18 protein-coding genes are annotated in these 22169 nt (G+C 34.8%); 14 read left to right on the forward strand and 4 right to left on the reverse strand.

Going from position 1 to position 22169, the window contains the following annotated elements; all coding sequences use genetic code 11:
- Positions 1-96 precede the first annotated feature (96 nt).
- Positions 97-1194 carry a M24 family metallopeptidase gene (locus BKP45_RS11760; protein ID WP_071389871.1) on the reverse strand — a complete coding sequence of 366 codons (1098 nt, stop codon included), beginning with the start codon at positions 1192-1194 and terminating at the stop codon, positions 97-99.
- Between the two features lie 197 nt (positions 1195-1391).
- Here BKP45_RS11760 and BKP45_RS11765 point away from each other — a divergent pair, with 197 nt between their 5' ends.
- The 4 genes from BKP45_RS11765 to BKP45_RS11780 all read left to right on the forward strand — a co-directional run bounded on the left by BKP45_RS11765 (position 1392) and on the right by BKP45_RS11780 (position 4883).
- Positions 1392-2078, forward strand: coding sequence for a metal-dependent hydrolase (locus BKP45_RS11765; protein WP_071389872.1), 687 nt, complete (start codon positions 1392-1394; stop codon positions 2076-2078).
- A gap of 133 nt (positions 2079-2211) precedes the next feature.
- Positions 2212-2460: a hypothetical protein gene (locus tag BKP45_RS11770; protein ID WP_071389873.1), complete on the forward strand. Its 249-nt coding sequence runs from the start codon at positions 2212-2214 to the stop codon at positions 2458-2460.
- 89 nt (positions 2461-2549) lie between these two features.
- A complete protein-coding gene (locus BKP45_RS11775) occupies positions 2550-3857 on the forward strand; it encodes a CBS domain-containing protein (protein WP_071389874.1) in 1308 nt (435 codons plus the stop codon).
- A gap of 81 nt (positions 3858-3938) precedes the next feature.
- Positions 3939-4883 carry a DHH family phosphoesterase gene (locus BKP45_RS11780; protein ID WP_071389875.1) on the forward strand — a complete coding sequence of 315 codons (945 nt, stop codon included), beginning with the start codon at positions 3939-3941 and terminating at the stop codon, positions 4881-4883.
- Between the two features lie 212 nt (positions 4884-5095).
- Here the strand turns inward: BKP45_RS11780 and ytrI are convergent, their stop codons facing one another.
- Together ytrI and BKP45_RS11790 are read right to left on the reverse strand one after the other, a co-directional pair.
- Positions 5096-5602 (reverse strand): sporulation membrane protein YtrI, encoded by a 507-nt coding sequence (ytrI, locus tag BKP45_RS11785; protein WP_139193817.1) that lies wholly within the window; start codon positions 5600-5602, stop codon positions 5096-5098.
- 6 nt (positions 5603-5608) lie between these two features.
- On the reverse strand, positions 5609-5935 hold the full coding sequence (locus tag BKP45_RS11790) for a YtrH family sporulation protein (RefSeq protein ID WP_071389876.1): 327 nt from the start codon (positions 5933-5935) through the stop codon (positions 5609-5611).
- A 454-nt stretch (positions 5936-6389) separates the two neighbouring features.
- Here BKP45_RS11790 and dnaE point away from each other — a divergent pair, with 454 nt between their 5' ends.
- From dnaE to BKP45_RS11830, 8 genes are all read left to right on the forward strand, one after another.
- The gene (gene dnaE, locus BKP45_RS11795) at positions 6390-9752 is read left to right on the forward strand and encodes a DNA polymerase III subunit alpha (protein ID WP_071389877.1); all 3363 of its coding nucleotides are present in this window, start codon (positions 6390-6392) and stop codon (positions 9750-9752) included.
- Positions 9753-9937: 185 nt separating this feature from the next.
- A complete protein-coding gene (locus tag BKP45_RS11800) occupies positions 9938-11170 on the forward strand; it encodes an NAD(P)-dependent malic enzyme (RefSeq protein WP_071389878.1) in 1233 nt (410 codons plus the stop codon).
- Between the two features lie 589 nt (positions 11171-11759).
- Entirely contained in the window at positions 11760-12425 is a 666-nt protein-coding gene (locus tag BKP45_RS11805) for a FadR/GntR family transcriptional regulator (protein WP_084787866.1), read from the forward strand.
- A 114-nt stretch (positions 12426-12539) separates the two neighbouring features.
- Positions 12540-13394, forward strand: coding sequence for an acetyl-CoA carboxylase, carboxyltransferase subunit beta (gene accD / locus BKP45_RS11810; RefSeq protein ID WP_071389879.1), 855 nt, complete (start codon positions 12540-12542; stop codon positions 13392-13394).
- 17 nt (positions 13395-13411) lie between these two features.
- Complete coding sequence (accA, locus tag BKP45_RS11815; protein ID WP_071389880.1) at positions 13412-14389, forward strand: acetyl-CoA carboxylase carboxyl transferase subunit alpha; 978 nt, start codon at positions 13412-13414, stop codon at positions 14387-14389.
- Positions 14390-14589: 200 nt separating this feature from the next.
- The gene (pfkA, locus tag BKP45_RS11820) at positions 14590-15549 is read left to right on the forward strand and encodes a 6-phosphofructokinase (RefSeq protein WP_071389881.1); all 960 of its coding nucleotides are present in this window, start codon (positions 14590-14592) and stop codon (positions 15547-15549) included.
- Positions 15550-15667: 118 nt separating this feature from the next.
- The gene (gene pyk, locus BKP45_RS11825; RefSeq protein WP_071389882.1) at positions 15668-17422 is read left to right on the forward strand and encodes a pyruvate kinase; all 1755 of its coding nucleotides are present in this window, start codon (positions 15668-15670) and stop codon (positions 17420-17422) included.
- A gap of 546 nt (positions 17423-17968) precedes the next feature.
- Positions 17969-18364 carry an FxsA family protein gene (locus BKP45_RS11830; protein WP_071389883.1) on the forward strand — a complete coding sequence of 132 codons (396 nt, stop codon included), beginning with the start codon at positions 17969-17971 and terminating at the stop codon, positions 18362-18364.
- A gap of 138 nt (positions 18365-18502) precedes the next feature.
- Here the strand turns inward: BKP45_RS11830 and ytvI are convergent, their stop codons facing one another.
- Positions 18503-19612, reverse strand: a complete 1110-nt coding sequence (gene ytvI / locus BKP45_RS11835; protein ID WP_071389884.1) for a sporulation integral membrane protein YtvI — start codon at positions 19610-19612, stop codon at positions 18503-18505.
- Positions 19613-19795: 183 nt separating this feature from the next.
- Here ytvI and BKP45_RS11840 point away from each other — a divergent pair, with 183 nt between their 5' ends.
- Positions 19796-20266, forward strand: a complete 471-nt coding sequence (locus tag BKP45_RS11840; protein ID WP_071389885.1) for a DUF441 domain-containing protein — start codon at positions 19796-19798, stop codon at positions 20264-20266.
- Positions 20267-20907: 641 nt separating this feature from the next.
- Positions 20908-22023, forward strand: a complete 1116-nt coding sequence (gene citZ / locus BKP45_RS11845; protein ID WP_071389886.1) for a citrate synthase — start codon at positions 20908-20910, stop codon at positions 22021-22023.
- The last annotated feature ends 146 nt before the right edge of the window (positions 22024-22169 follow it).

A 22169-nucleotide genomic window follows, 5' to 3' on the forward strand; every position in this document is an offset into this window, starting at 1 on the left:
AGAATAATCCCCTTAAGTTTTGTGATATGTTAAAGCTAGAAACAGTGAGGATGAAAAAACTCACTGTTTCTAGCTTAACTTACTAATTTTAGGTGGTTACTTTACTACCAGTAGCTCTTTTGGAAAGCTGGTTAAACTGCGGAAACCGTCTTTTGTAATGACAATATCGTCTTCTATACGAACGCCTCCTATACTAGGTACATAAATACCTGGTTCAACAGTAAAAACAAACCCTTCTTTTAATAAATCCTGGTTATTTTTGTTCATTGAAGGAAATTCATGTACTTCAATTCCTAGACCATGTCCAATACGATGTGGAAAATATTCTCCGTAACCAGCTTTTTCTATATAATCTCTTGCTACTGTATCGATATCTTCTATTTTTGATCCAACCTTACATAACGATAAAGCCGCATTTTGTGCTTCTAAAACCGTTTCGTAAATATGTCTTTGTTTCTCGCTAACCTCTTGATAAATTACTGTACGTGTAATATCAGAGCAATATCCATCTAAAACTACTCCAAGATCGAACAAAACAAAATCCCCTCTTTTTATTTTAGTTTGGCCAGGGTTGCCGTGAGGATCTGCTGTATTAGCTCCTGTTAGGACCATTGTCGAGAAGGACATTTCCCGGACACCTTTGCGTTTTAATTCATATTCAATTAAAGCTAAAATTTCCATTTCTGTTTTACCTTCTTTAATGGTGTTGACGCCAACCTCAACACCAAAATCTGCAAGTTCAGCAGCTTGTTTTAAAACAGTTAGCTCTTTTTCATCTTTTATTAGACGTAATGAATTTAACTTATCTTCAATAGAATGAAATTTAGTGTCAGGAAACATATGTGAAAAATTGTTTGCTCGAGAGAAGGAGATTTGTTCTTTTTCGATAGCGATTGCATGTCCTAATTTATTTTGCCTTTTTAATAGTTGGTGAATTAAGTCCCAAGGATTATCAGTATCACTGTAGCTAATAATCTCATATTCCCATCCAGCCGATTTTGCTGGATTTCTTTCCATATTTGGACATATTAGAACTGGTTCATCATTTGGGAATATAAATAAACCAATTAAACGTTCGTGAGGTTCAGAAAAAAAGCCAGATAAATAAAATACATTTGCTTTTGTTTGGACAAAAGCAAAGTCGTAGTCGTTTTCAGCAAGCCAATTCATTAATTTTTTTATACGTATGTTCATTTTACTCACTTCCTATTTTAATTTGATAAGGTAAGCATATTTAAAACTGTACCATTTTCTAGAGTGTTTGTTAATTTTATGCTTCACTTTTTATATTAAAGTTTAACCTTCGTTATAAAAAAATAGAAGGATTATGACGTTTAAAAGCGTAGTAGGTTTGTAAATAAAGTAAATATAAAGTTTAGGAGTGATAAATTATGAAATTAACATATCATGGCCATTCGGTCGTTTGTATTGAAACGAATGGTAAGAAGATTATCATTGACCCATTTATTAAAGGTAATAGCCAAACTAACCTCGACTTTAATGACCTAAAAGTAGATGTTATTTTACTTACTCATGGTCATAACGACCATGTAGGCGATACAGTTGAACTAGCAAAGAAAAATCAAGCCACTGTTGTTGCACCATTTGAACTGGCTACGTATTTAGGGTGGCAAGGAGTAACGGTTCATCCAATGCACTTAGGTGGTTCACACCAATTTAATTTTGGTAAAGTGAAGTTTACTCAATCTTTTCACGGTTCTGCTTACGTAGAAGAAGAAAATAAAAAGATTGTTTATACAGGAATGCCTGCAGGAATATTACTTTCCGCAGAAGGAAAAACCATTTTTCATGCAGGCGATACGGCTCTGTTTTCAGACATGAAGCTTATTGGCGAACGTAATAATATTGATGTTGCTTTTTTACCAATTGGTGATAATTTTACAATGGGACCAGAGGATGCAGCTATTGCGGCTACATGGTTAAGAGCAAAAATTGTAATTCCAATTCATTACAATACATTCCCGGTAATCGAACAAGATCCAAAGGCGTTTATTGCATTGTTAGCACCTGGGGTTGAGGGTAGGGTTTTAACCTCTGGAGAAACGATGGATTTGTAGAAGTGAATAGTATGAAGTAGACTAAACCATTTTGGTTTAGTCTATTTTTACGGAAAATTAAGATGAAACTAATCATTGTTATTATCTTTCTGCATATAATGCAAGTAAGACAACCTATAAGGAGGGTGAGTTTATGAGAAGAAATCGTTTGTTTTTATGTTTTATACTAGGAATCGCTATTGTATTTTACGGTGTACCATACTTGAATTTTCAAGCCGATTTGAAGACTACTATTTTTTCAGCTACTTGGTTACTGTTTGCGCTTATGGCAATTAGTGGAAACCTTATTGCTCTGTTATATAGTGATAAAATGAAACGAATGAAAACAACAAGAAGAAATATAAGTATACAAAAGAAACAAAAAGTACGACAATATGGATAATTGCCTTGATGTCAAGCTCTCTGATCGCTATACTTGTATCAGTACAGGCCCATTATTTCATGAATACAGGCTAGAAGAGGAGGAGCTTGATGACAAAGCATGAACAAATTTTGCAATATATCCAATCACTAGACATTGGTAATAAAATATCTGTAAGACAAATTGCAAAAGCGTTGTCAGTAAGTGAAGGGACAGCTTATCGAGCAATTAAAGATGCTGAAAACCAAGGATTAGTAAGTACAATTGAACGTGTTGGTACAATCCGAATAGAGAAGAAACAAAAAGATAATTTTGAAAAACTAACCTTTGCTGAAGTTGTTAATATTGTTGATGGACAAGTACTAGGTGGAAGAGACGGTTTATATAAAACGTTAAGTAAGTTTGTTATTGGTGCTATGAAAGCGGAAGCAATGATGCGTTATGTAGAGGCTGGGAACTTGCTAATAGTAGGTAATAGAAATGAAGTACACAAACTTGCTCTTCAAGAAGGAGCAGCAGTACTTATTACGGGTGGCTTTGATACTTCTGATGAAGTAAAAAAGTTAGCTGACGAAATAGCATTACCAATCATTTCCACAACTTACGATACGTTTACAGTTGCAACGATGATTAATAGAGCAATATACGACCAATTAATAAAAAAAGAAATTATTTTAGTCGATGATATTTACATTAAATTAGAAGACACTTATTTCTTGAAGACAACAGACCTGGTTGAAAAATGGTTTTATTTAAATCATGAAACTAGTCATAGTCGTTACCCTGTTGTTGACGAAAACATGAGAATACAAGGTATGGTTACTTCTAAGGATATTATGGGTGTAGATAAAACTTTAGAAATAGATAAAGTCATGACGAAAAGTCCAATTTCTGTAATTGGGCAAACATCAGTGGCATCAGCGGCTCATCTCATGGTATGGGAGGGGATTGAACAACTTCCTGTTGTCGATAATTATAAAAAGTTAATTGGAGTTATCAGTAGACAGGATGTATTAAAGGCTCTACAAATGAATCAGCGACAACCTCATGTAGGTGAGACCATAGAGGATTTGGTTACAAGTGGTTTTCAAGATGCTTCAACTAATAATAAAATTTGTTATCGCTGTGAGGTAACGCCGCAGATGACGAATCAACTCGGGACAATTTCTTACGGGGTATTTACAACAATTGTAACGGAAGCAGGAAGTCGAGCATTACGTACTCAAAAAAAGGGAGATCTGGTAGTAGAAAATATAACATTATATTTTATTAAGCCAGTTCAAATTGAAAGTTTGATCGATATCGTTCCAAGGATATTAGAAATTGGCCGTAAGTTTGGGAAGGTTGATGTAGAAATTTTTCATGAGGGAACTATTGTAGGTAAAGCTTTACTAATGGCGCAAATTATCGATCGATAAAGAGTATGTTGGTTTCGTTAAGAGAGATCCTAAAAGATAATAACACACAACTCTATGATTGATTTAAAAAGGAGAAGTTGAATGAAAGAAAGAATTATTGAAGCTGTTGAAAGTTATGACAAAATTATTTTACATCGTCACGTTCGTCCTGACCCGGATGCATTAGGATCACAAGCAGGTTTAGCTCTCATGTTAAAAAATCACTATCCACAAAAACAAGTTTATATGGTCGGTGAAGAAGAAAAGTCACTTCGATTTATCTCTAAAATGGACGAGATTTCTGACGAAACATTTCAAGATGCGTTAATTATTATTTGTGATACTGCTAATGTAGAACGAATTAGCGATGAAAGATATACAAATGGTGATAAAATCATTAAAATTGACCATCATCCAAATGAAGACCCTTATGGTGATATCATTTGGGTAGACTCTAGAGCAAGTTCTGTTTGTGAAATGATTTATGAACTTTATGAAACTTGGAAAGATTTAAAAGGGATGCAATTGACAGATGAAGCTGCAAGGTGCTTATACGCTGGTATTGTTGGAGATACGGGACGATTTCGTTACCCTAATACAACAGAAAAGACTTTTCGCTACGTAAGTGAGCTAATTAAATATCAGTTTTCACCGATTGAATTGTATGAAAAAATGGATGTGAAATCCTTACAAGATGCTCGACTTGAAGGGTATATATTAACCAATTTTCAAATTTTAGAATATGGTGTAGGTGTCATTAATTTACCAAACAAATTACTCGAACATTATGGAGTAACCGCCAACGATGCTTCAAAGTTAGTTAATACGTTTGCCAATGTTGAAGGATTAAAGGCGTGGGTGTTTTTTGTTGAGGAGCCAGATAACTTAATTCGAGTTAGACTTCGTTCCAAAGGACCAATTATAAATAAAGTGGCCCAAAAGTTTAATGGTGGTGGTCATCCTTTAGCTGCGGGTGCTTCAGTTGATAATTGGGAACAAACGAAAGGGGTAGTAGCTGAATTAATTGAAGCGTGTCGTTGTTATTAACAATACAAAAAAAGAGTCATGCAGTCCTTCTTTTATTAAAGAAAGAACTACATGACTTCCTTTTGGGGTAAAACCAGAAACCTATGCTAGTAATGTCTTCAAAAACAAAAATACCTAATTTCTCAAGTCCCTTTTTTATAGAAGGCAATCTCTATTGATTCGGTATAAGCTGAGTATCCAGACTTTATCTGTTCTACTTTTAAACGGGCGCTTTATTCTGCTAAACGAATCTCTACAAATAATTCTAGCGTTGTATAAATAGACCATCCTTTTATTGTGACTCGGTAACTCTTTTCATTAATGTTAAAATCCCGGTTTTCAATTGCTTGAATTAACAGTTCTTTAGTATTGGCAACTGATTCAATATTTTTGTTTTTTACAGCCTTTAATTCATTTTCAATTTGTAGACGAAATTCATGAATCGATAATTCACTTAGCTTTAAATCTTTATCATTTATAAAATATACCTTTACTTCTTGGATTGTAAGCTTTTTTAAATTTTCTTTATTTAGTTCATCTTGATCACTTCTTAAAATCTCAATCGTTTCTACTTGTGCATTAATCGTTGATTCTTGTTTTTTAATTTCGGTTACAAGTTTCTCTTGAACAGCTCCGAATTCATAAATAAAAAAAAACCAACCTATCAGAATTCCGATAATTATACCGGCAAAAAAGCGTTGCCATCCTGTTTTTTTATAATAAGGTGGGATTCGCATCATCGGTGATTATGCCTCCTGAGTGATCCACTGAATAATAACTCCACCCGAGTGTGCTCCAGAAAGTGCACAAAAGATCATAAACAATGTTTTGGCAATATCAATATGGGAACCGTCATAGATGCCTCTTTCAATACTATAAATCGCGTCAAAAGTACCGCCAATTGCTGCAACTAGTGCCCAGATTTTTAGTCCCGCTGCTAATTCATTAATTGTAGATAAAGGCGGTTTACCAATAAGGAAAGCGCCGATCCCACCTACAATTGCACCACCTATCACAACTCCAAAGGCTACAAAAAAATTCATAACTAGTGTCGCAACAAATTCTTTGTCCATACGAAAGCCTCTCCCTTTTTATTCTGGATTTTAAGGTTTTTTGATTACATATTTTAATTGGTAGAAAACACCAGTGTACGTCGGTGAATAATTCTCTTCTCTTTTATCTCATTTGGAGCGACGTAACATTTTTAAACTATGAGGAACGAAAAATAAAGCCGACAAATATAAAATAATCGTATTAATAAATATGGGACAAAGCTATTAATTATGCTAAGGATTTAAATTGTTTCTTATTTCATGTAAAATGTTAATAAGAAAATAAGGATCGTATGTTCTGTTACTGTTAGTTATAAAAGTTCTTTGTAGAGTGAAGGTCATAATTGCCAAAACCGAGATGCATAAATATTATCTCTAATTTCAAAAAACAACGTGATTAGATGCAGTATCCTAATCGTGTAAATATGTATGTGAAAAACATTGCGGTAAATTACTAATATAAGGGGGGAAAGTTGTGGAGTTCGCTCATTTACATATAAATACTGAATATAGCCTTTTAAAATCTGCTGCAAAAATAAATACACTAGTAAAGAAGGCGGCAGAACTAGGTTTTTTATCATTAGCTATAACTGATCAAAATGTAATGTACGGAGTTGTTCCCTTTTATAAAGCTTGTAAAAAAGCCGGTCTAAAGCCAATTATTGGACTTGAATTAAGTGTTAAAGGAGAACAAACTGATGAGACTAGATTGTTACTTTTAGCCAAAACATTTACTGGTTATCAAAATCTAATAAAATTATCAAGTATTGCTCAAGTATTTTCAACGACCAAATTAAAGCGAATTGAAAAAAAACAACTATTTGATTATTCCAAAGATTTAGTCGCTATTAGTTCGGCTTATAAAGGAGAAATTCAACTGTCATTACAAGACTCTGAAGAAATGGCCTTAAAGAAAATAAAGGAATATAAGCATTATTTCGGTGAGGATTTTTATATAGGCATTCAAGACCATTTTTTAGCTACGGAAAAACAATTAAATTTACAGTTAGTAAATCTTTCAAAGCGAGAAAAAATAAAGTTTGTAGCTACTAATCAGGTTATGTATGTTAGGAAAGAGGATGCGCTTGCACATAAATGCTTATTAGCGATTGACCAAGGAACGACATTACCTGAACTTGAAGGAGCTTTTCAAACAGAAGAATATTATTTAAAGCCAAAAGATGAAATGGTTGAACTCTTTTCGTATATTCCAGATGCAATTATAAACTCTCAAAAAATAGCAGATAGTTGCACTGTAGAATTAGAATTAGGCGGTCAAGCACTACCTAAATACCCACTTGAAAAAGAGAAGAATCCAAGAGATTACTTGCGTGAGCTTTGTTTTCAAGGGTTACAAAAACGATATACAGATATTACTAAAGATGTTGAAAATCGACTACTATATGAACTAGAAATTATTGATCAGATGCAATTTAATGATTACTTTCTAATTGTTTGGGACTTTATGAAATTTGCTCAAGGTCAAGGTATGATTACAGGACCAGGAAGAGGATCAGCAGCTGGGTCGTTAGTAGCGTATGTTCTTAACATTACAAATGTTGACCCCATTAAGTATGACCTTCTTTTCGAACGTTTCTTAAATCCTGAGCGGATTACAATGCCTGATATAGACATAGATTTTCCTGATACCAGAAGAGAAGAAGTTATTGATTACGTTTATCAAAAGTATGGAAAAAATCATGTGGCCCAAATTATTACATTTGGTACGCTAGCTGCAAAAGCTGCACTTAGAGATGTTGGAAAGGTGATAGGCTTACCATTAAAGCAAATTGATAATATTGCCAAGCTTATTCCTTCTAGGCCGAATTTAACTATTGATGAAGCAGTAAAAGAAACTCCTGTCCTACAAAAGCAAATCCAACAAAGTGAGGAAATTAGAGAATGGTTTCGTTTAGCTAGGAGAGTGGAAGGGTTGCCACGCCATGCTTCTACACATGCAGCTGGTATTATCATAAGTAAAGACCGATTAACTGACAAAGTACCCTTACAAAAAGGTCATTCAGACGTGCTACTAACGCAATATCCTATGACCATTTTAGAAGAAGTAGGACTTTTAAAAATGGATTTTTTAGGACTAAGGAATTTGTCATTTATTGAGGAGATTTTAAACCATATAAATAAAATGGAAAGTAAGAGGATTGATATCAACACGATCCCACTAAATGATAATAAGACATTTCAACTGTTAGGAAAAGGAGATACAACTGGAGTCTTTCAATTGGAATCACCAGGAATGAGACGAGTGTTGGCGAATTTAAAACCTACAGAATTTGAAGATATTGTTGCGGTAAATGCTCTGTATCGACCTGGCCCTATGGAAAACATCCCACTCTATATAGATGGTAAGCATAAAAGAAGAAAAGTTACATATTTGCACAAAAACTTAAAGCCTATTTTAGAAAAAACGTATGGAGTTATAATTTATCAGGAGCAAATTATGCAAATTGCTTCAAAAATGGCAGGCTTTTCGCTAGGAGAAGCTGATATTTTACGGCGTGCCGTAAGTAAAAAAAACCTTGAAACATTAGAAGAGCAGCGAGGGAAGTTTGTTCGTGGTTGCTTAGCAAATGGCTCTAATGAAAAAGTTGCAACTGATGTTTATAATTTAATTGTCCGTTTTGCTAATTACGGTTTCAATCGAAGTCACTCTGTAGCCTATAGTGTTATTTCATACTATTTAGCTTATTTAAAAGCAAATTACCCAACAGCTTTTTTTGCTGCGCTTTTAACAAATACTATTGGACAGCAAACAAAAATGAGCCAATACATTCTTGATGCCAAAAACAAAGGAATTAAAGTAGAGAGACCATCGATTAATAAGAGTGATGCAGGTTTTACGATAAGTAAAAATAACAGTGTTCAGTTTGGACTTGCAGCAATAAAAAATGTTGGAATAAGGGCTATTGAAGATATCGTATTTGAACGAAGTAAAGGTGGGGAGTATAAAGATATATTTGATTTTTGTGCTCGTAATGATTCTAAGAATATAAATAGAAGAACACTAGAAGCATTGGTCGCTGCAGGCTGCTTTGATGAGTTAGGGCATCATCGTGCTGCTTTATTAGCAACATTAGATTATGCACAAGAGTTTGGTGAGCAAATACGGCAACAAAATACTGAAAATCAAACTGCTCTTTTTGTTGATGAACTGAAAAAACCTGACCTAGTTCAGGTGCCACCATTTAAAGAAACGGAAAAGCTATATTTTGAAAAAGAAGTTTTAGGATTTTATCTATCTAGTCATCCGATTGAACAATATCATGATGTATTTATCTCACATGATAGAAATTCAATTTTGGAAGCATTGAAAAAAGGTGAAAGTCACCCGCGCCTTGCTGGACTCCTTGAAAGTGTAAGGTTGATAAAAACAAAAAAAGGTGAACAAATGGCTTTTCTAAAGCTAAGTGATGAAAGTGGAGAGATTGAGGTAACTGTTTTTCCGAAAACCTATCGAGAGTTTTATTCAGCTCTTAAGATAGGACAGCTTGTTTTTCTAGAAGGGAATTTAGAAATAACAAAAGAAAGAACACAGTTAATTCTAAAAAAAGTAGTAGATGTTACAACTTTACAAAAGAAGCAGAAGTTAGAAAGTGTATTATATATAAAAATTAGTAATGAATATGCTAGCCAAAAGAAATTAATACAATTAAAACAAGTTATTAAAAGGTACCAAGGTAACGTGAAAGTTATACTATATTATGAAGAAAAAAAACAATCAGTTCAATTGTCCGATGAATATAAGGTATCTGCAACAAGACAATGCTTAGAAGAATTATATACAATTTTAGGAAGGGAAAATGTGGTAGTTAAAAGATAAAGGGTAGACAGAAGAAATTGATCTGTTATAATATGGTGGGACGTGGTCAGACCACTTTTTTCGCATTCTTATAAATTTTATACTTGTGTTAAATAAGGGTAAAAAAGTTTGTCGCGACATAATAACGTATTCGTTTCTAATTTTTTAATTAGGTTTCAAATTACGATTATGGAGAGTGAAAGTTCATGGCAACATTAAGAGAAGAAGCACTTCATATGCACCGAATTAATAAAGGGAAGTTAGAGTCAAAATCTAAAATACCTGTAAGAAATGCCAAAGACTTAAGTTTGGCATATTCACCTGGGGTAGCAGAGCCTTGTAAAGAAATATTTGATGATGTAAGTAATGTGTATGAGTATACAATGAAAGGAAACATGGTTGCTGTAGTTTCCGATGGAACTGCTGTATTAGGTTTAGGTAATATTGGTCCTGAAGCTGCTTTACCAGTTATGGAAGGTAAAGCTGTATTATTTAAATCTTTTGCAGGTGTTGATGCATTTCCTATTTGTTTAGCCACTAATGATGTTGAAAAAATTATAGAAACCGTTAAACTTCTTGAACCTACATTTGGTGGCGTAAACCTTGAAGACATTGCGGCACCAAATTGTTTTGTAATAGAAGAACGCCTAAAGAAAGAGTGTAATATTCCTATCTTTCATGACGACCAACATGGTACAGCGATTGTAACTGCTGCCGGCTTATTAAATGCCTTAAAATTAACTGGAAAATCAATTTCAGAAGTGAAAGTTGTTGCCAATGGTGCAGGCTCAGCAGGGATCGCTTGTGTTAAACTTATGCAACGTATGGGGGTTAAGGATGTTATACTTTGCGACACCAAAGGTGCTATTTATGAGGGGCGTCCAGTTGGTATGAATCCAGTAAAGGATCAAATAGCTAAAGTAACCAATCGAGATAAGCTCCAAGGTAAATTGGAAGATGTTATTAAAGGTACAGATGTATTTATAGGGGTTTCTGTAGAAGGAGCTGTTACGAAAGAGATGCTTTTGAGTATGAATGCAGACCCGGTTATTTTTGCAATGGCTAATCCTGTACCTGAAATAATGCCAGAAGATGCAAAAGCAGCAGGCGCTAGCGTGATTGGTACTGGCCGTTCTGATTTTCCGAATCAAATTAACAACGTTTTAGCCTTCCCAGGTATTTTTCGTGGTGCATTAGATGTCCATGCGACAAATATTAATGAAGAAATGAAAATTGCAGCAGTAGAAGCAATCGCTAGTCTAGTTTCAGAAGAAGAGCTTAATGCTGACTATGTAATCCCAGCCCCATTTGATCCACGAGTCGCTCCAGCTGTTGCTAAGGCAGTAGCGAAAGCAGCAATGGAAACAGGTGTAGCAAGAAGAAAAGTTAATCCTGATGATGTTGAAGCAAAAACAAAGAAACTTGCAATTATAGACTAATTAGGTTCAAAATATTTTTATTAGTTTTCCTTTGCGATAAGAGTTCAGAGTTTGATTTCTTCCTCTTAAAGGTTTTGTGGATCTTTTCAAGTTCTGAACTCAATCTAATTATAATATGAAAAATAAAGTTTAAGAATTATAGAAACTATCTAGTTATAGAGCCTATATGCTCAAGGTTACTTGCCTCATTATTTGCAAGGAGTGGATCATTACTGTCTTAATGTATTGGTCTCTCGAGGGGGCGTCGGTGCTTGTTGCGGTGATTAAGGGCGCGCTTGCGCTTTTTTAATAAGGTAAGAAAGTATAAAATTTTTAACTTAGATACTGTCTAGAGCAAGCAGCCTACGAGCTCGGTCACTTCAGTCAAGCAACTGACTTCAATTACCTCTTAAAATTCTTCGTTGATTAGCTTCATGCAGCTTTGCTCCTGCGATTACTCGTCGCACAAAACACTGCTTCGAGGAAGCTTACTACGAAGCAGTACTTGAAGACGCAGAAGCACGTAAGAAGCCAAAGAGCGGTTGCCTATCGCTCGTGACTAAGGTGCTTGCGCTTTCTTATTACAATAAAGAATAAAGGTGGTGATATTATGTCATCACACCAAGACAAGGTTTATATCGAGATTATACGTGAACTTAATCGAATTATTCAAGAAGATGACTTGAAGGCTGGGGATAAACTCCCATCGGAAAGAGAACTTTCAGATCGATTACAAGTGGGCCGTTCTTCTGTACGAGAAGCCCTTAGATCACTTGAATTATTGGATCTAATTGAAACGAGACGAGGGGAAGGAACGTTTATAAAAACGATTGGTGGACATCGCTTGGTAGAGGTGCTAGCAAGTTTCTTTTTAAGGGAGGAAAAAGCTAGAAGTGACCTAGCCGAGACGAGGAAAATCGTTGAAGTTGAGGCTCTTCGCTTAGCTTGTGAGAGAATTAATGAAGAGCAAATATCAAATCTGGAAAGATTGATTGAACAGTCAAAAAGTTGTTTAGGGAAAGGCGACTTACCTGTTGAAGAAGATTATTTATTTCATAAAACCATTGTAGAAGCTTGTCAAAATCGTTTAATGGTTAATATTTGGATTTCACTTGTAGAGTATAGCAAAGTAACTTTACGGGAATCCTTGTCTAGAAAAGGGAGAGCTGAAATCTCAGTAAACGAACATGAACAGATTTTGGATGGACTAAAAAATAGAGATGAAAAAAAAGCGATTTCCGCAATGGAAAATCATCTCGAAAAAAGTCGTTTTTAATAAAAAAATGTATAAAAAGCGGTAATTGTTTATCTTGAAACAATTGAATTTATTATGGTATGATTTATGAAAATTTTGATTGAATGTGATCTTGTCCAGTAGAGAGGTGTAACTGTGTTAAGAGATTTATTTTCTAAGAAAAAAAAATATGCGACGATTCCGTCTGAGCAGGCAAAAATGGATATTCCAGAAGGACTTATGACTAAATGTCCAAAGTGTAAAACGATTATGTATACGAAAGAATTGAAGAAAAATTTATATGTTTGTGATTCTTGTGGGTTTCACCATCGTATCACAGCTTATGATAGAATTAATAGCTTAGTTGAAGAAGGTACATTTATTGAATATGATAGTGACATGGTTTCCAAAGATCCGTTATCATTTCCGTCTTATCTAGAAAAAACGAAGGCTGATCGTGAGAAAACGGGGCTAAATGAAGCCGTTGTTACTGGACAAGGTCAAATGGCAAATATGACAATTGTTATTGCCGTTATGGATGCTCGCTTTAGAATGGGGAGTATGGGATCTGTTGTTGGAGAAAAAATTACAAGGGCTATTGAAAAAGCCATTGAGATACATGCGCCATTTATCCTTTTTTCTGCTTCAGGTGGAGCTAGAATGCAGGAGGGAGTATTAAGCCTAATGCAAATGGCAAAGACGAGTGCCGCCCTAAAAAAACTAAGTAATGAAGGTGGTTTATTTATTTCTGTTATGACACACCCGACAACTGGTGGTGTATCAGCAAGTTTTGCTTCACTTGGGGATTATAACTTCGCTGAGCCAGGTGCTCTAATTGGTTTTGCAGGGAGAAGAATTATTGAACAAACGATACGTCAAGAACTCCCGGAAGATTTCCAAACCGCTGAGTTTTTGTTAAAACACGGGCAATTAGATAAAGTAATTTCACGTTTGGAAATGAAACAGACATTAACATTTGTTTTAGATATACATCGCAATATTTACTCGTAAAAGGAGGTGTAGATAATATGGCCAATGAACTACATTTTGAAAAACCGATTATTGAATTAAAAACAAAAATCGAAGAGTTAAAAAAATTTACTGAAGATAAAGGTATAGATTTATCAGGAGAAATTGTTAAATTAGAAGAAAGACTACTTCAGCTTGAGAATGAAATATATGGCAACATGAAACCATGGGATCGTGTTCAAATCGCTCGTCACAGTGATCGCCCAACCACAATGGACTATATATCTTATATGTTTACAGATTTTATTGAATTGCATGGTGATCGTTTGTATGGTGATGATGAGGCTATTGTTGCTGGAATCGCTAAATTTAACGGGATGCCGATAACAGTCATCGGTCATCAGCGAGGGAAAGATACAAAAGAAAATCTACGCCGTAATTTTGGGATGCCGCACCCTGAAGGCTATCGAAAAGCCTTAAGACTTATGAAACAAGCAGAGAAGTTTAAAAGGCCAATTATTTGTTTTATTGATACAAAGGGAGCCTATCCAGGTAAAGCTGCAGAAGAAAGAGGGCAAAGTGAAGCCATCGCTAGAAACCTTCTTGAAATGGCGGGNATAACTGTACCGATTATTTGTATTGTTATTGGAGAAGGTGGAAGTGGAGGGGCGTTAGCCTTAGGTGTAGGTAACCATCTTCACATGTTAGAAAATTCGACATATTCTGTTATTTCACCAGAGGGAGCTGCTGCACTTTTATGGAAAGATGCATCTCTTGCTCAAAGAGCTGCTGAAACAATGCGAATTACAGCACCTGATTTAAAGGAATTGAACGTAATCGATGAAATCATCCCTGAAGTTAGAGGGGGAGCTCATAGGAACGTGAAAGAACAGGCGAATAAAATTGAAGAAGCAATCAAAAAATCGCTCTCTGAATTGGTAAAATATTCCGAGAAAGAGCTCGTTGAACAACGTTACGAAAAATTTAATAAAATCGGCGAGGTGGACCTTGTAAACGATACCATTGCGATTAAATAAGGAATTTGCTTTCTCTTTTTAGAGAAGGCATTTTTATTTGTCGATGGATGTCTATTGTCATTATGAAAAAGAAGTGTTATTTTAGACACGTAATGAAAATACTAGTATTAAAGTTGTTTTAATCAAAATGAACATTTTAATACTTTTAGTATAATAATTAATTGAAAACTACTTATTATTTAATTATGAGGTGAATTGGAATGAAACGTATAGGAGTTTTAACAAGTGGTGGAGATTCCCCAGGAATGAATGCTGCAATTAGAGCAGTTGTTCGAAAGGCTATTTATCACAATTTAGAAGTTTATGGTGTTTATAATGGTTATGCAGGTCTTATATCAGGAAATATTGAAAAACTTGAAATTGGGTCTGTAGGTGATATTATCCATCGTGGTGGAACAATGCTTTACACGGCACGTTGTGAAGAATTTAAAACCCTAGAAGGACAGAAAAAGGGTATTGAGCAATTAAATAAGTTTGGTATTGAAGCTTTAGTTGTTATCGGAGGAGATGGTTCTTTCCAAGGTGCAAAAAAACTTACTGAACATGGCTTCCCTTGTATTGGAGTTCCTGGTACAATTGATAATGATATACCTGGTACAGATTTTACGATCGGTTTCGACACAGCTCTAAATACGATCATCGAGGCAATTGACAAAATTCGTGATACTGCAACTTCTCACGAGCGTACATACGTCATTGAAGTAATGGGGCGTGATGCAGGAGATCTTGCTTTATGGTCAGGTCTTGCTGATGGCGCAGAAACAATTTTAATTCCTGAAGAAAATTATGACATGAAGGATATCGTTGCACGCTTAGAAAGAGGACATGCTCGTGGTAAAAAGCACAGCATTATTGTTGTGGCTGAAGGTGTAGGAAGTGGTATCGATATTGGACGAGTTATCCAAGAAGAAACAAGTTTAGAAACAAGGGTAACTGTTTTAGGTCATATCCAACGTGGTGGTACGCCTACTGCTTTTGACAGAGTATTGGCTAGCCGTCTTGGTGCAAAAGCTGTTGAATTACTACTAGATGGTTATGCGGGTAAAATGGTTGGAATCGAGAAAAATGAACTTGTTTTCCATGACATTGATGAGGCACTAGCTAAGGAACATACTCTTGATCAAGATCTATACCAATTATCAAAAGAATTATCCATTTAATTTGTAACATGCAGTAATTATGCCATACTTTATTCCTCTAATCAATAGGAATAGTATGGCAAAATAGAAAAAAAAGGCATAATTAATTAATTTATATTATTTAGGAGGAGTATTAATCATGAGAAAAACGAAAATAGTATGTACTATTGGTCCCGCAAGTGAAAGTTTAGAGAAATTAACCAAATTAATTGAAGCAGGTATGAACGTTGCAAGGTTAAATTTTTCACATGGTGATTTTGAAGAGCACGGGCAAAGAATTAAAAACATTAGGGAAGCAGCTGCTAAAGCTGGGAAATATGTTGCTATCTTATTAGATACAAAAGGTCCTGAAATTCGTACCAATAACTTCGAAAATGGAGTGGCAGAATTAAAAGCCGGTGAAGAAGTTATTGTATCAATGGAAGAAGTGATGGGTACCGCTGAGAAGTTTTCAATTACATACCCTGGTCTAGTTGATGATGTTCAAATTGGATCTAAAATTTTATTGGATGATGGTCTAATTGAATTAGAGGTTATCGAAATTGCGAAGAAAGAGCTTAAAACGAAAATTTTAAATAGTGGAGTTATTAAAAATAAAAAAGGTGTTAACGTACCGAATGTAAGCGTGAAACTTCCAGGTATTACTGATAAAGATGCTAATGACATTATTTTTGGTATTGAACAAGGTGTAGATTTCATTGCAGCATCATTTGTACGTCGTGCTTCAGATGTATTAGAAATTCGTGAATTGCTTGAAAAACATGATGCAGGACACATTCACATCATTCCAAAAATCGAGAATCAAGAAGGTGTGGATAACATTGATGAAATTCTTGAAATTTCTGATGGGTTGATGGTTGCACGTGGAGATTTAGGTGTAGAAATTCCAGCAGAAGAAGTACCTCTTGTACAAAAAGAATTAATTAAAAAGTGTAACTTCTTAGGTAAACCTGTTATAACAGCTACACAAATGCTTGACTCTATGCAACGTAACCCTCGTCCGACACGCGCAGAAGCTAGTGACGTTGCGAACGCAATCTTTGACGGAACAGATGCTATTATGCTTTCGGGTGAGACTGCAGCTGGTGATTATCCAGTAGAGTCTGTACAAACAATGAATAATATTGCTTTACGTACAGAAGCAGCATTGAATTATGGAGAATTATTAAAGTCTAAAGGTAAAGAAAGTCAAAGAACTGTTACGGATGCAATTAGTCAATCTGTTGCACATACAGCTTTAAACTTAGAAGCAGCTTCAGTTGTAACTGCAACTGAAAGTGGACATACAGCAAGAATGATTTCTAGATACCGCCCTAAATCACCGATTCTTGCAGTAACTCATTCAGAGGATGTGTGTCGTAAATTAGCGCTTGTTTGGGGAGTTCTTCCTCAACTTGGAACAAAAGCTAGTACTACAGATGAAATGTTAGAAATAGCTGTTTCAGAAGCGGTAAAAACAGAGTTTATTGACCATGGTGACTTAATTGTAATTACTGCAGGCGTTCCTGTTGGTGAAACTGGAACTACAAATTTAATGAAAGTTCATGTTATAGGTGAAGTAGTAGCTAAAGGACAAGGGATTGGACGTAAAACAGCAACGGGGAAAGTAGTAGTGGCAAAAACAGCTGCAGATGCTAATGCTAAGATGCAAGAGGGAGCTATCCTTGTAACTGTAGGTACAGATAAAGATTTAATGGGAGCATTTGAAAAAGCTGTTGCTGTAATTACCGAAGAAGGTGGCTTAACAAGTCATGCTGCAGTAGTTGGGTTAAATCTTGGAATCCCAGTTATTGTTGGAGTACCTCAAGCTACGGATCAGTTTGAAGACGGTGATGAAATTACTGTAGATGCAACTCGTGGCAATATTTATAAAGGTCATACAAGTATCCTATAATTAAGGTGAAATAAAAGAGGGTATCCCGATAGTTTGACTCTTGGGGTGCCTTCTTTTTTATAAGGTAAGAAAGTATAAAATTTCTAACTTAGAAACTGTCTAGCGCAAGCAGCCTACGAGCTCGGTCACTTCAGTCAAGCAACTGACTTCAATTACCACTTGAAATTCTTCGTTGATTAGCTTCATGCAGCTTTGCTCCTGCGATTACTCGTCGCACAAAACACTGCTTCGAGAAAGCTTACTACGAAGCAGTACTTGAAGACGCAGAAGCACGTAAGAAGCCAAAGAGCAGCTTCTGTCAAAGGCCGCCCCAGTGAAGCTACTACTTGGATTACTTCGAAGCGGCTTTGCTCTTGAGCAAACGGAGTGGCACAGGAGCAGCTGCTCGTGACCAAGGCGCTTGCGCTTTTCTTGTAAAGAAACACTTAAGGTGAAAAGCTTAATTCAAGTTATCTCTGTTTAAGGTTTCACCCGAGTATTAATCTAGAATATAATAGGGGAACATAACTAACTCAATATTATTGTTAATAAAGGAGTACTTAAGAAATGTTGAAATTCCTTATTTTACTTTTAATTATTATTCCAACATTGGAAATTGCCGTACTTGTTCTTTCGGGTAATACAATAGGCATTCCTTGGACGCTATTACTAGTTATATTTACAGGGGTATTAGGTGCGTGGTTAGCAAAAAAAGAAGGACTACAAACCATTCGCTTAGCCCAACTTCAATTACAACAAGGGCAAATACCTAGTGGCGTTTTATTAGATGGATTATGCATTTTAGTTGGAGGTGTTGTATTATTAACACCTGGTTTCATCACAGATGCTTTAGGTTTTTTTCTATTAATACCCCAAACTAGAGCAATAGCTAAAGCGTTTCTTCAGAAAATATTCAATAGCATGATTAAAAATGGCTCTATTGTTTTTATTAATAGGCGATAACGATGATAGATTTTAATTCTTTTTAAGACAAAAAGGCTGTTTATAAAAGTTTCGACTCATTTAACATGTAGAAAGTGTACCTATGCAATTTCTACCGTCGTTATTGTGATGAGACTTATTAGAACAGCCTCTTTTAATCTAAACTTTAAATATATACCGCTTTAAATCTCGAAAAACATTCGCTTTTTGTAATGCTTGAATAAAGACTAAGAGAACAGGACCAATAATTAATCCTAAAAAACCAAACAGTTTATAACCAACAAACAAAGACAGTAGCGTTGCTAATGGATCAACACCAATATTTGAAGACAAAACTTTTGGCTCCGTTAATTGTCTTTGAATTACTACGATACTATATAAAATCGAAAGTCCAATTGTAAGTGGAAGTTGACCAGAAAAGAACGTATAGAATATCCATGGTATAAATATTAAACCGGTACCTATATATGGCAGTAAATCTACAATAGCAATGATAAATGCAATGGTAATAGGGTAGTCTACTTTTAGAAGTATTAGGCCGGCTAAAACAATAAAACAGGTAATAGAAATGAGTGTTAGCTGAGCAAAAAGGTATCCAATAAATGCTTTTTTAAGGCTATTCATAACATCTTTAGTTCTAGAGGCAATGAAGTTAGGTGTCCACTTCCGGTAGAAAAAAACCAATTTATACCAATCTTTGCTAATGAAGAACGTTGCTAATAAAGAAAAAATAATAACAGTAGCTAAATTAGGTAAACCTAGTAAAAATTCAGAAATACCACTTAAAATTGAGTGAATGGATGTTGAAGCTGCATTGGTAATTTGAGTTGTTACTGTTTCAATATATGTTAACACTGTTACTTGATTTTCATGATCTAAAGAATAAAATATTGTTATTATCTTGTCGTAAATCGGGATAACTTTTTCGGTGAAAAGCTCTTTTAATTCAAAAATTAATTTTTGAAAATGGAAAGGAACTGACTGTGATAAATAATTAGTCCCCATAATAATTTCAGAAATTAATATCGTTATGGAACCAATAAAGATACCAATAATGATAAATAATACAAGAGAAACCGATAGCCATCTAGCAACTCTAAACTTTTCTTGAAAAAAGTTTACAAAAGGATTTATCAAAAAAGCAATGGTGAGTCCTATAATGAAAGGATAGGCGGTTCTAAAAGCAAAATAGCTTGATAGTACTCCGATAATTATAACTGAAATTACTACAAGGAATCTTAATAGGATTTGAATATAGTTTGAGTTCATCTATCCTCTCCCTTTCTGACGGACTTCATATTACTAACATATGGCTTGGTTCATTTTTTAGAAGTTAAATGGACAATGTTTTATGAGACTTATTAATATTAAAATTCTTGAGAGTTGGCTCAAATTTATTTTGTATGATAAGATTATCTATGGATATGTTTATCAAGGAAGGATGCATCATTTTTGATATCACAGGCAACTGTTTTTATGTTTATTTTACTTTTCGTAGGACTAATTGCTAAAAATCAGTCATTAATAATCGCAGTAATAGCTTTATTAGCTATCAAGTGGATAGGTTTAGGTGAAAAAGCCTTTCCGATATTACAGGAAAAAGGAATACATATAGGCGTTACGATAATAACAATAGCTGTACTTGTTCCTATTGTCACCGGACAAATAGGATTTAAGGAATTGAATGAAGCAATGAAATCAACTTATGCCTGGATAGCACTTGGTGCTGGGATTTTTGTTGCTGTGATTGCAGCTAATGGTGTAGAGTTATTAAAAACTGATCCCCATATAACTGCAGCACTTGTATTTGGAACAATATTAGCAGTCGCACTTTTTAATGGTGTAGCTGTAGGTCCATTGATTGGAGCAGGAATTGCTTATATGGCAATGAAAATTGTTGAATTAATTAGTAGATTAGGGTAATAAAATAACTTTTGATAAAATATAAACGTATAGACCTATAAAGTTGGAAAATTATCTAACTCTAGTGTCATCGGCTAAAAAGCTTTTTTCCCTCATATAAGAAAAGTCGAGACCAAAAGCTTAACTCGACATCTTCTAAATCTCATGAGACTTCATTACAAGTTTTTTATGTCGTTGAACAAGGTTCCTTGTGCGGTTTTAATTTTCGTAACAATTTAAATAGTCGGAATTTATTTTTAAATAAACGTTCACAAATCTGTGGAAACTGTTTATAATTAAATTTGGTTGGGAATTTTTTAAACATTTTTCTTCTAGAAACAGGGCTTCTGGGCAAGTCCACAAGTAAATGCCTTAGTTTTTCTTATACTTTAATTTTTGTAGTAGCAAGATAATCCTTCCTTAAAGTATAAAAAAGACTAATTTCAAAAAGTCAACAGGAATCATTTGGATTTTCTGACGTTTTTATTAACAATGTCATTTTTTTATAAAGTGTCTTATTTTTAATCATTTCCCTAATCAATAATAGCTTAGTAGATAAAAACGTCAAAATAAAACTGGCAAACGACTTTTTGAAAGGCTCCTTCATTTCTATGCATGAAAAAGTATGAAGAAACAATCTATTGTAAAGGAGAGGTTGAAGAATGAGCGCAACTCGTGGTCTAGAAGGTGTTGTTGCAACAACGTCGAGTGTAAGTTCGATTATTGATGGAGTTTTAACCTATCATGGATTTAATATCGACGATTTAGCACACTATGCCAGTTTTGAGGAAGTAGTATTCTTATTATGGAATGGACGTCTTCCTAAGGAACAAGAATTAAAGCAGCTTACTGAAGAATTAGCTAGCTATGCTGAAGTGCCGCAAGGTGTAATTGAACAAATGAAGATGTACCCACTCGATAAAATTCATCCAATGGCTGCTTTACGTACTGCAATATCAATTTTGGGGTTATACGACCCCGAAGCTGATGACTTGTCAGAAGCAGCGAATAGACGTAAAGCTCTAAAACTTCAAGCTCAAGTACAAACGGTCGTGACAGCGTTTTCTCGCATTCGTGAAGGTAGAGAACCTGTAGCGCCGCGGAAAGACTTAAGCTTTGCCGCAAACTTTTTATATATGCTAAAAGGTGAAGAACCTGATGAAATCTCTGTAAATGCATTCAATAAGGCGTTAGTTTTACATGCTGACCACGAATTAAATGCATCGACTTTTACTGGACGTGTATGCGTAGCAACTTTATCTGATATATACTCAGGAGTAACAGCAGCCATCGGTGCACTAAAAGGACCACTTCATGGCGGAGCAAATGAAAGAGTAATGGCAATGCTTATGGAGATAGGTGAGGTTAATAACGTTGAACCTTATATTATGAATGCTTTGAGCAATAAGGTTAAAATTATGGGATTTGGTCATAGAGTATACAAAGATGGGGACCCGAGAGCAAAACACTTAAAAGAAATGTCAAAAAAATTAACAACGATCACTGGAGAACCAAAGTGGTATGAAATGTCTGTGAAAATTAACGAAATTGTAACAAGTGAAAAAGGCTTATTACCGAATGTTGATTTCTATTCTGCAAGTGTTTATCATAGCTTAGGAATTAAACATGATCTGTTTACTCCGATATTTGCTATAAGTAGGATGTCAGGATGGATTGCACATATATTAGAGCAATATAGTAACAATCGCTTAATTAGACCGCGCGCTGAATACGTGGGTCCAGAAAAACAAGAATATATTCCAATTTCCAAACGTTAATTTGTTGTGTTAGGGAGTATGATAATCATGGATAAAAGAAAATTTATGATTAGTAATGAAAAGCAAAATAACTCAGTACGATTATTAATTGAGAAACTCTTGATTGCTGATTAAGTTGCTTTTCATACTCCCATTACATATCTCAG

Source organism: Anaerobacillus alkalidiazotrophicus, assembly GCF_001866055.1.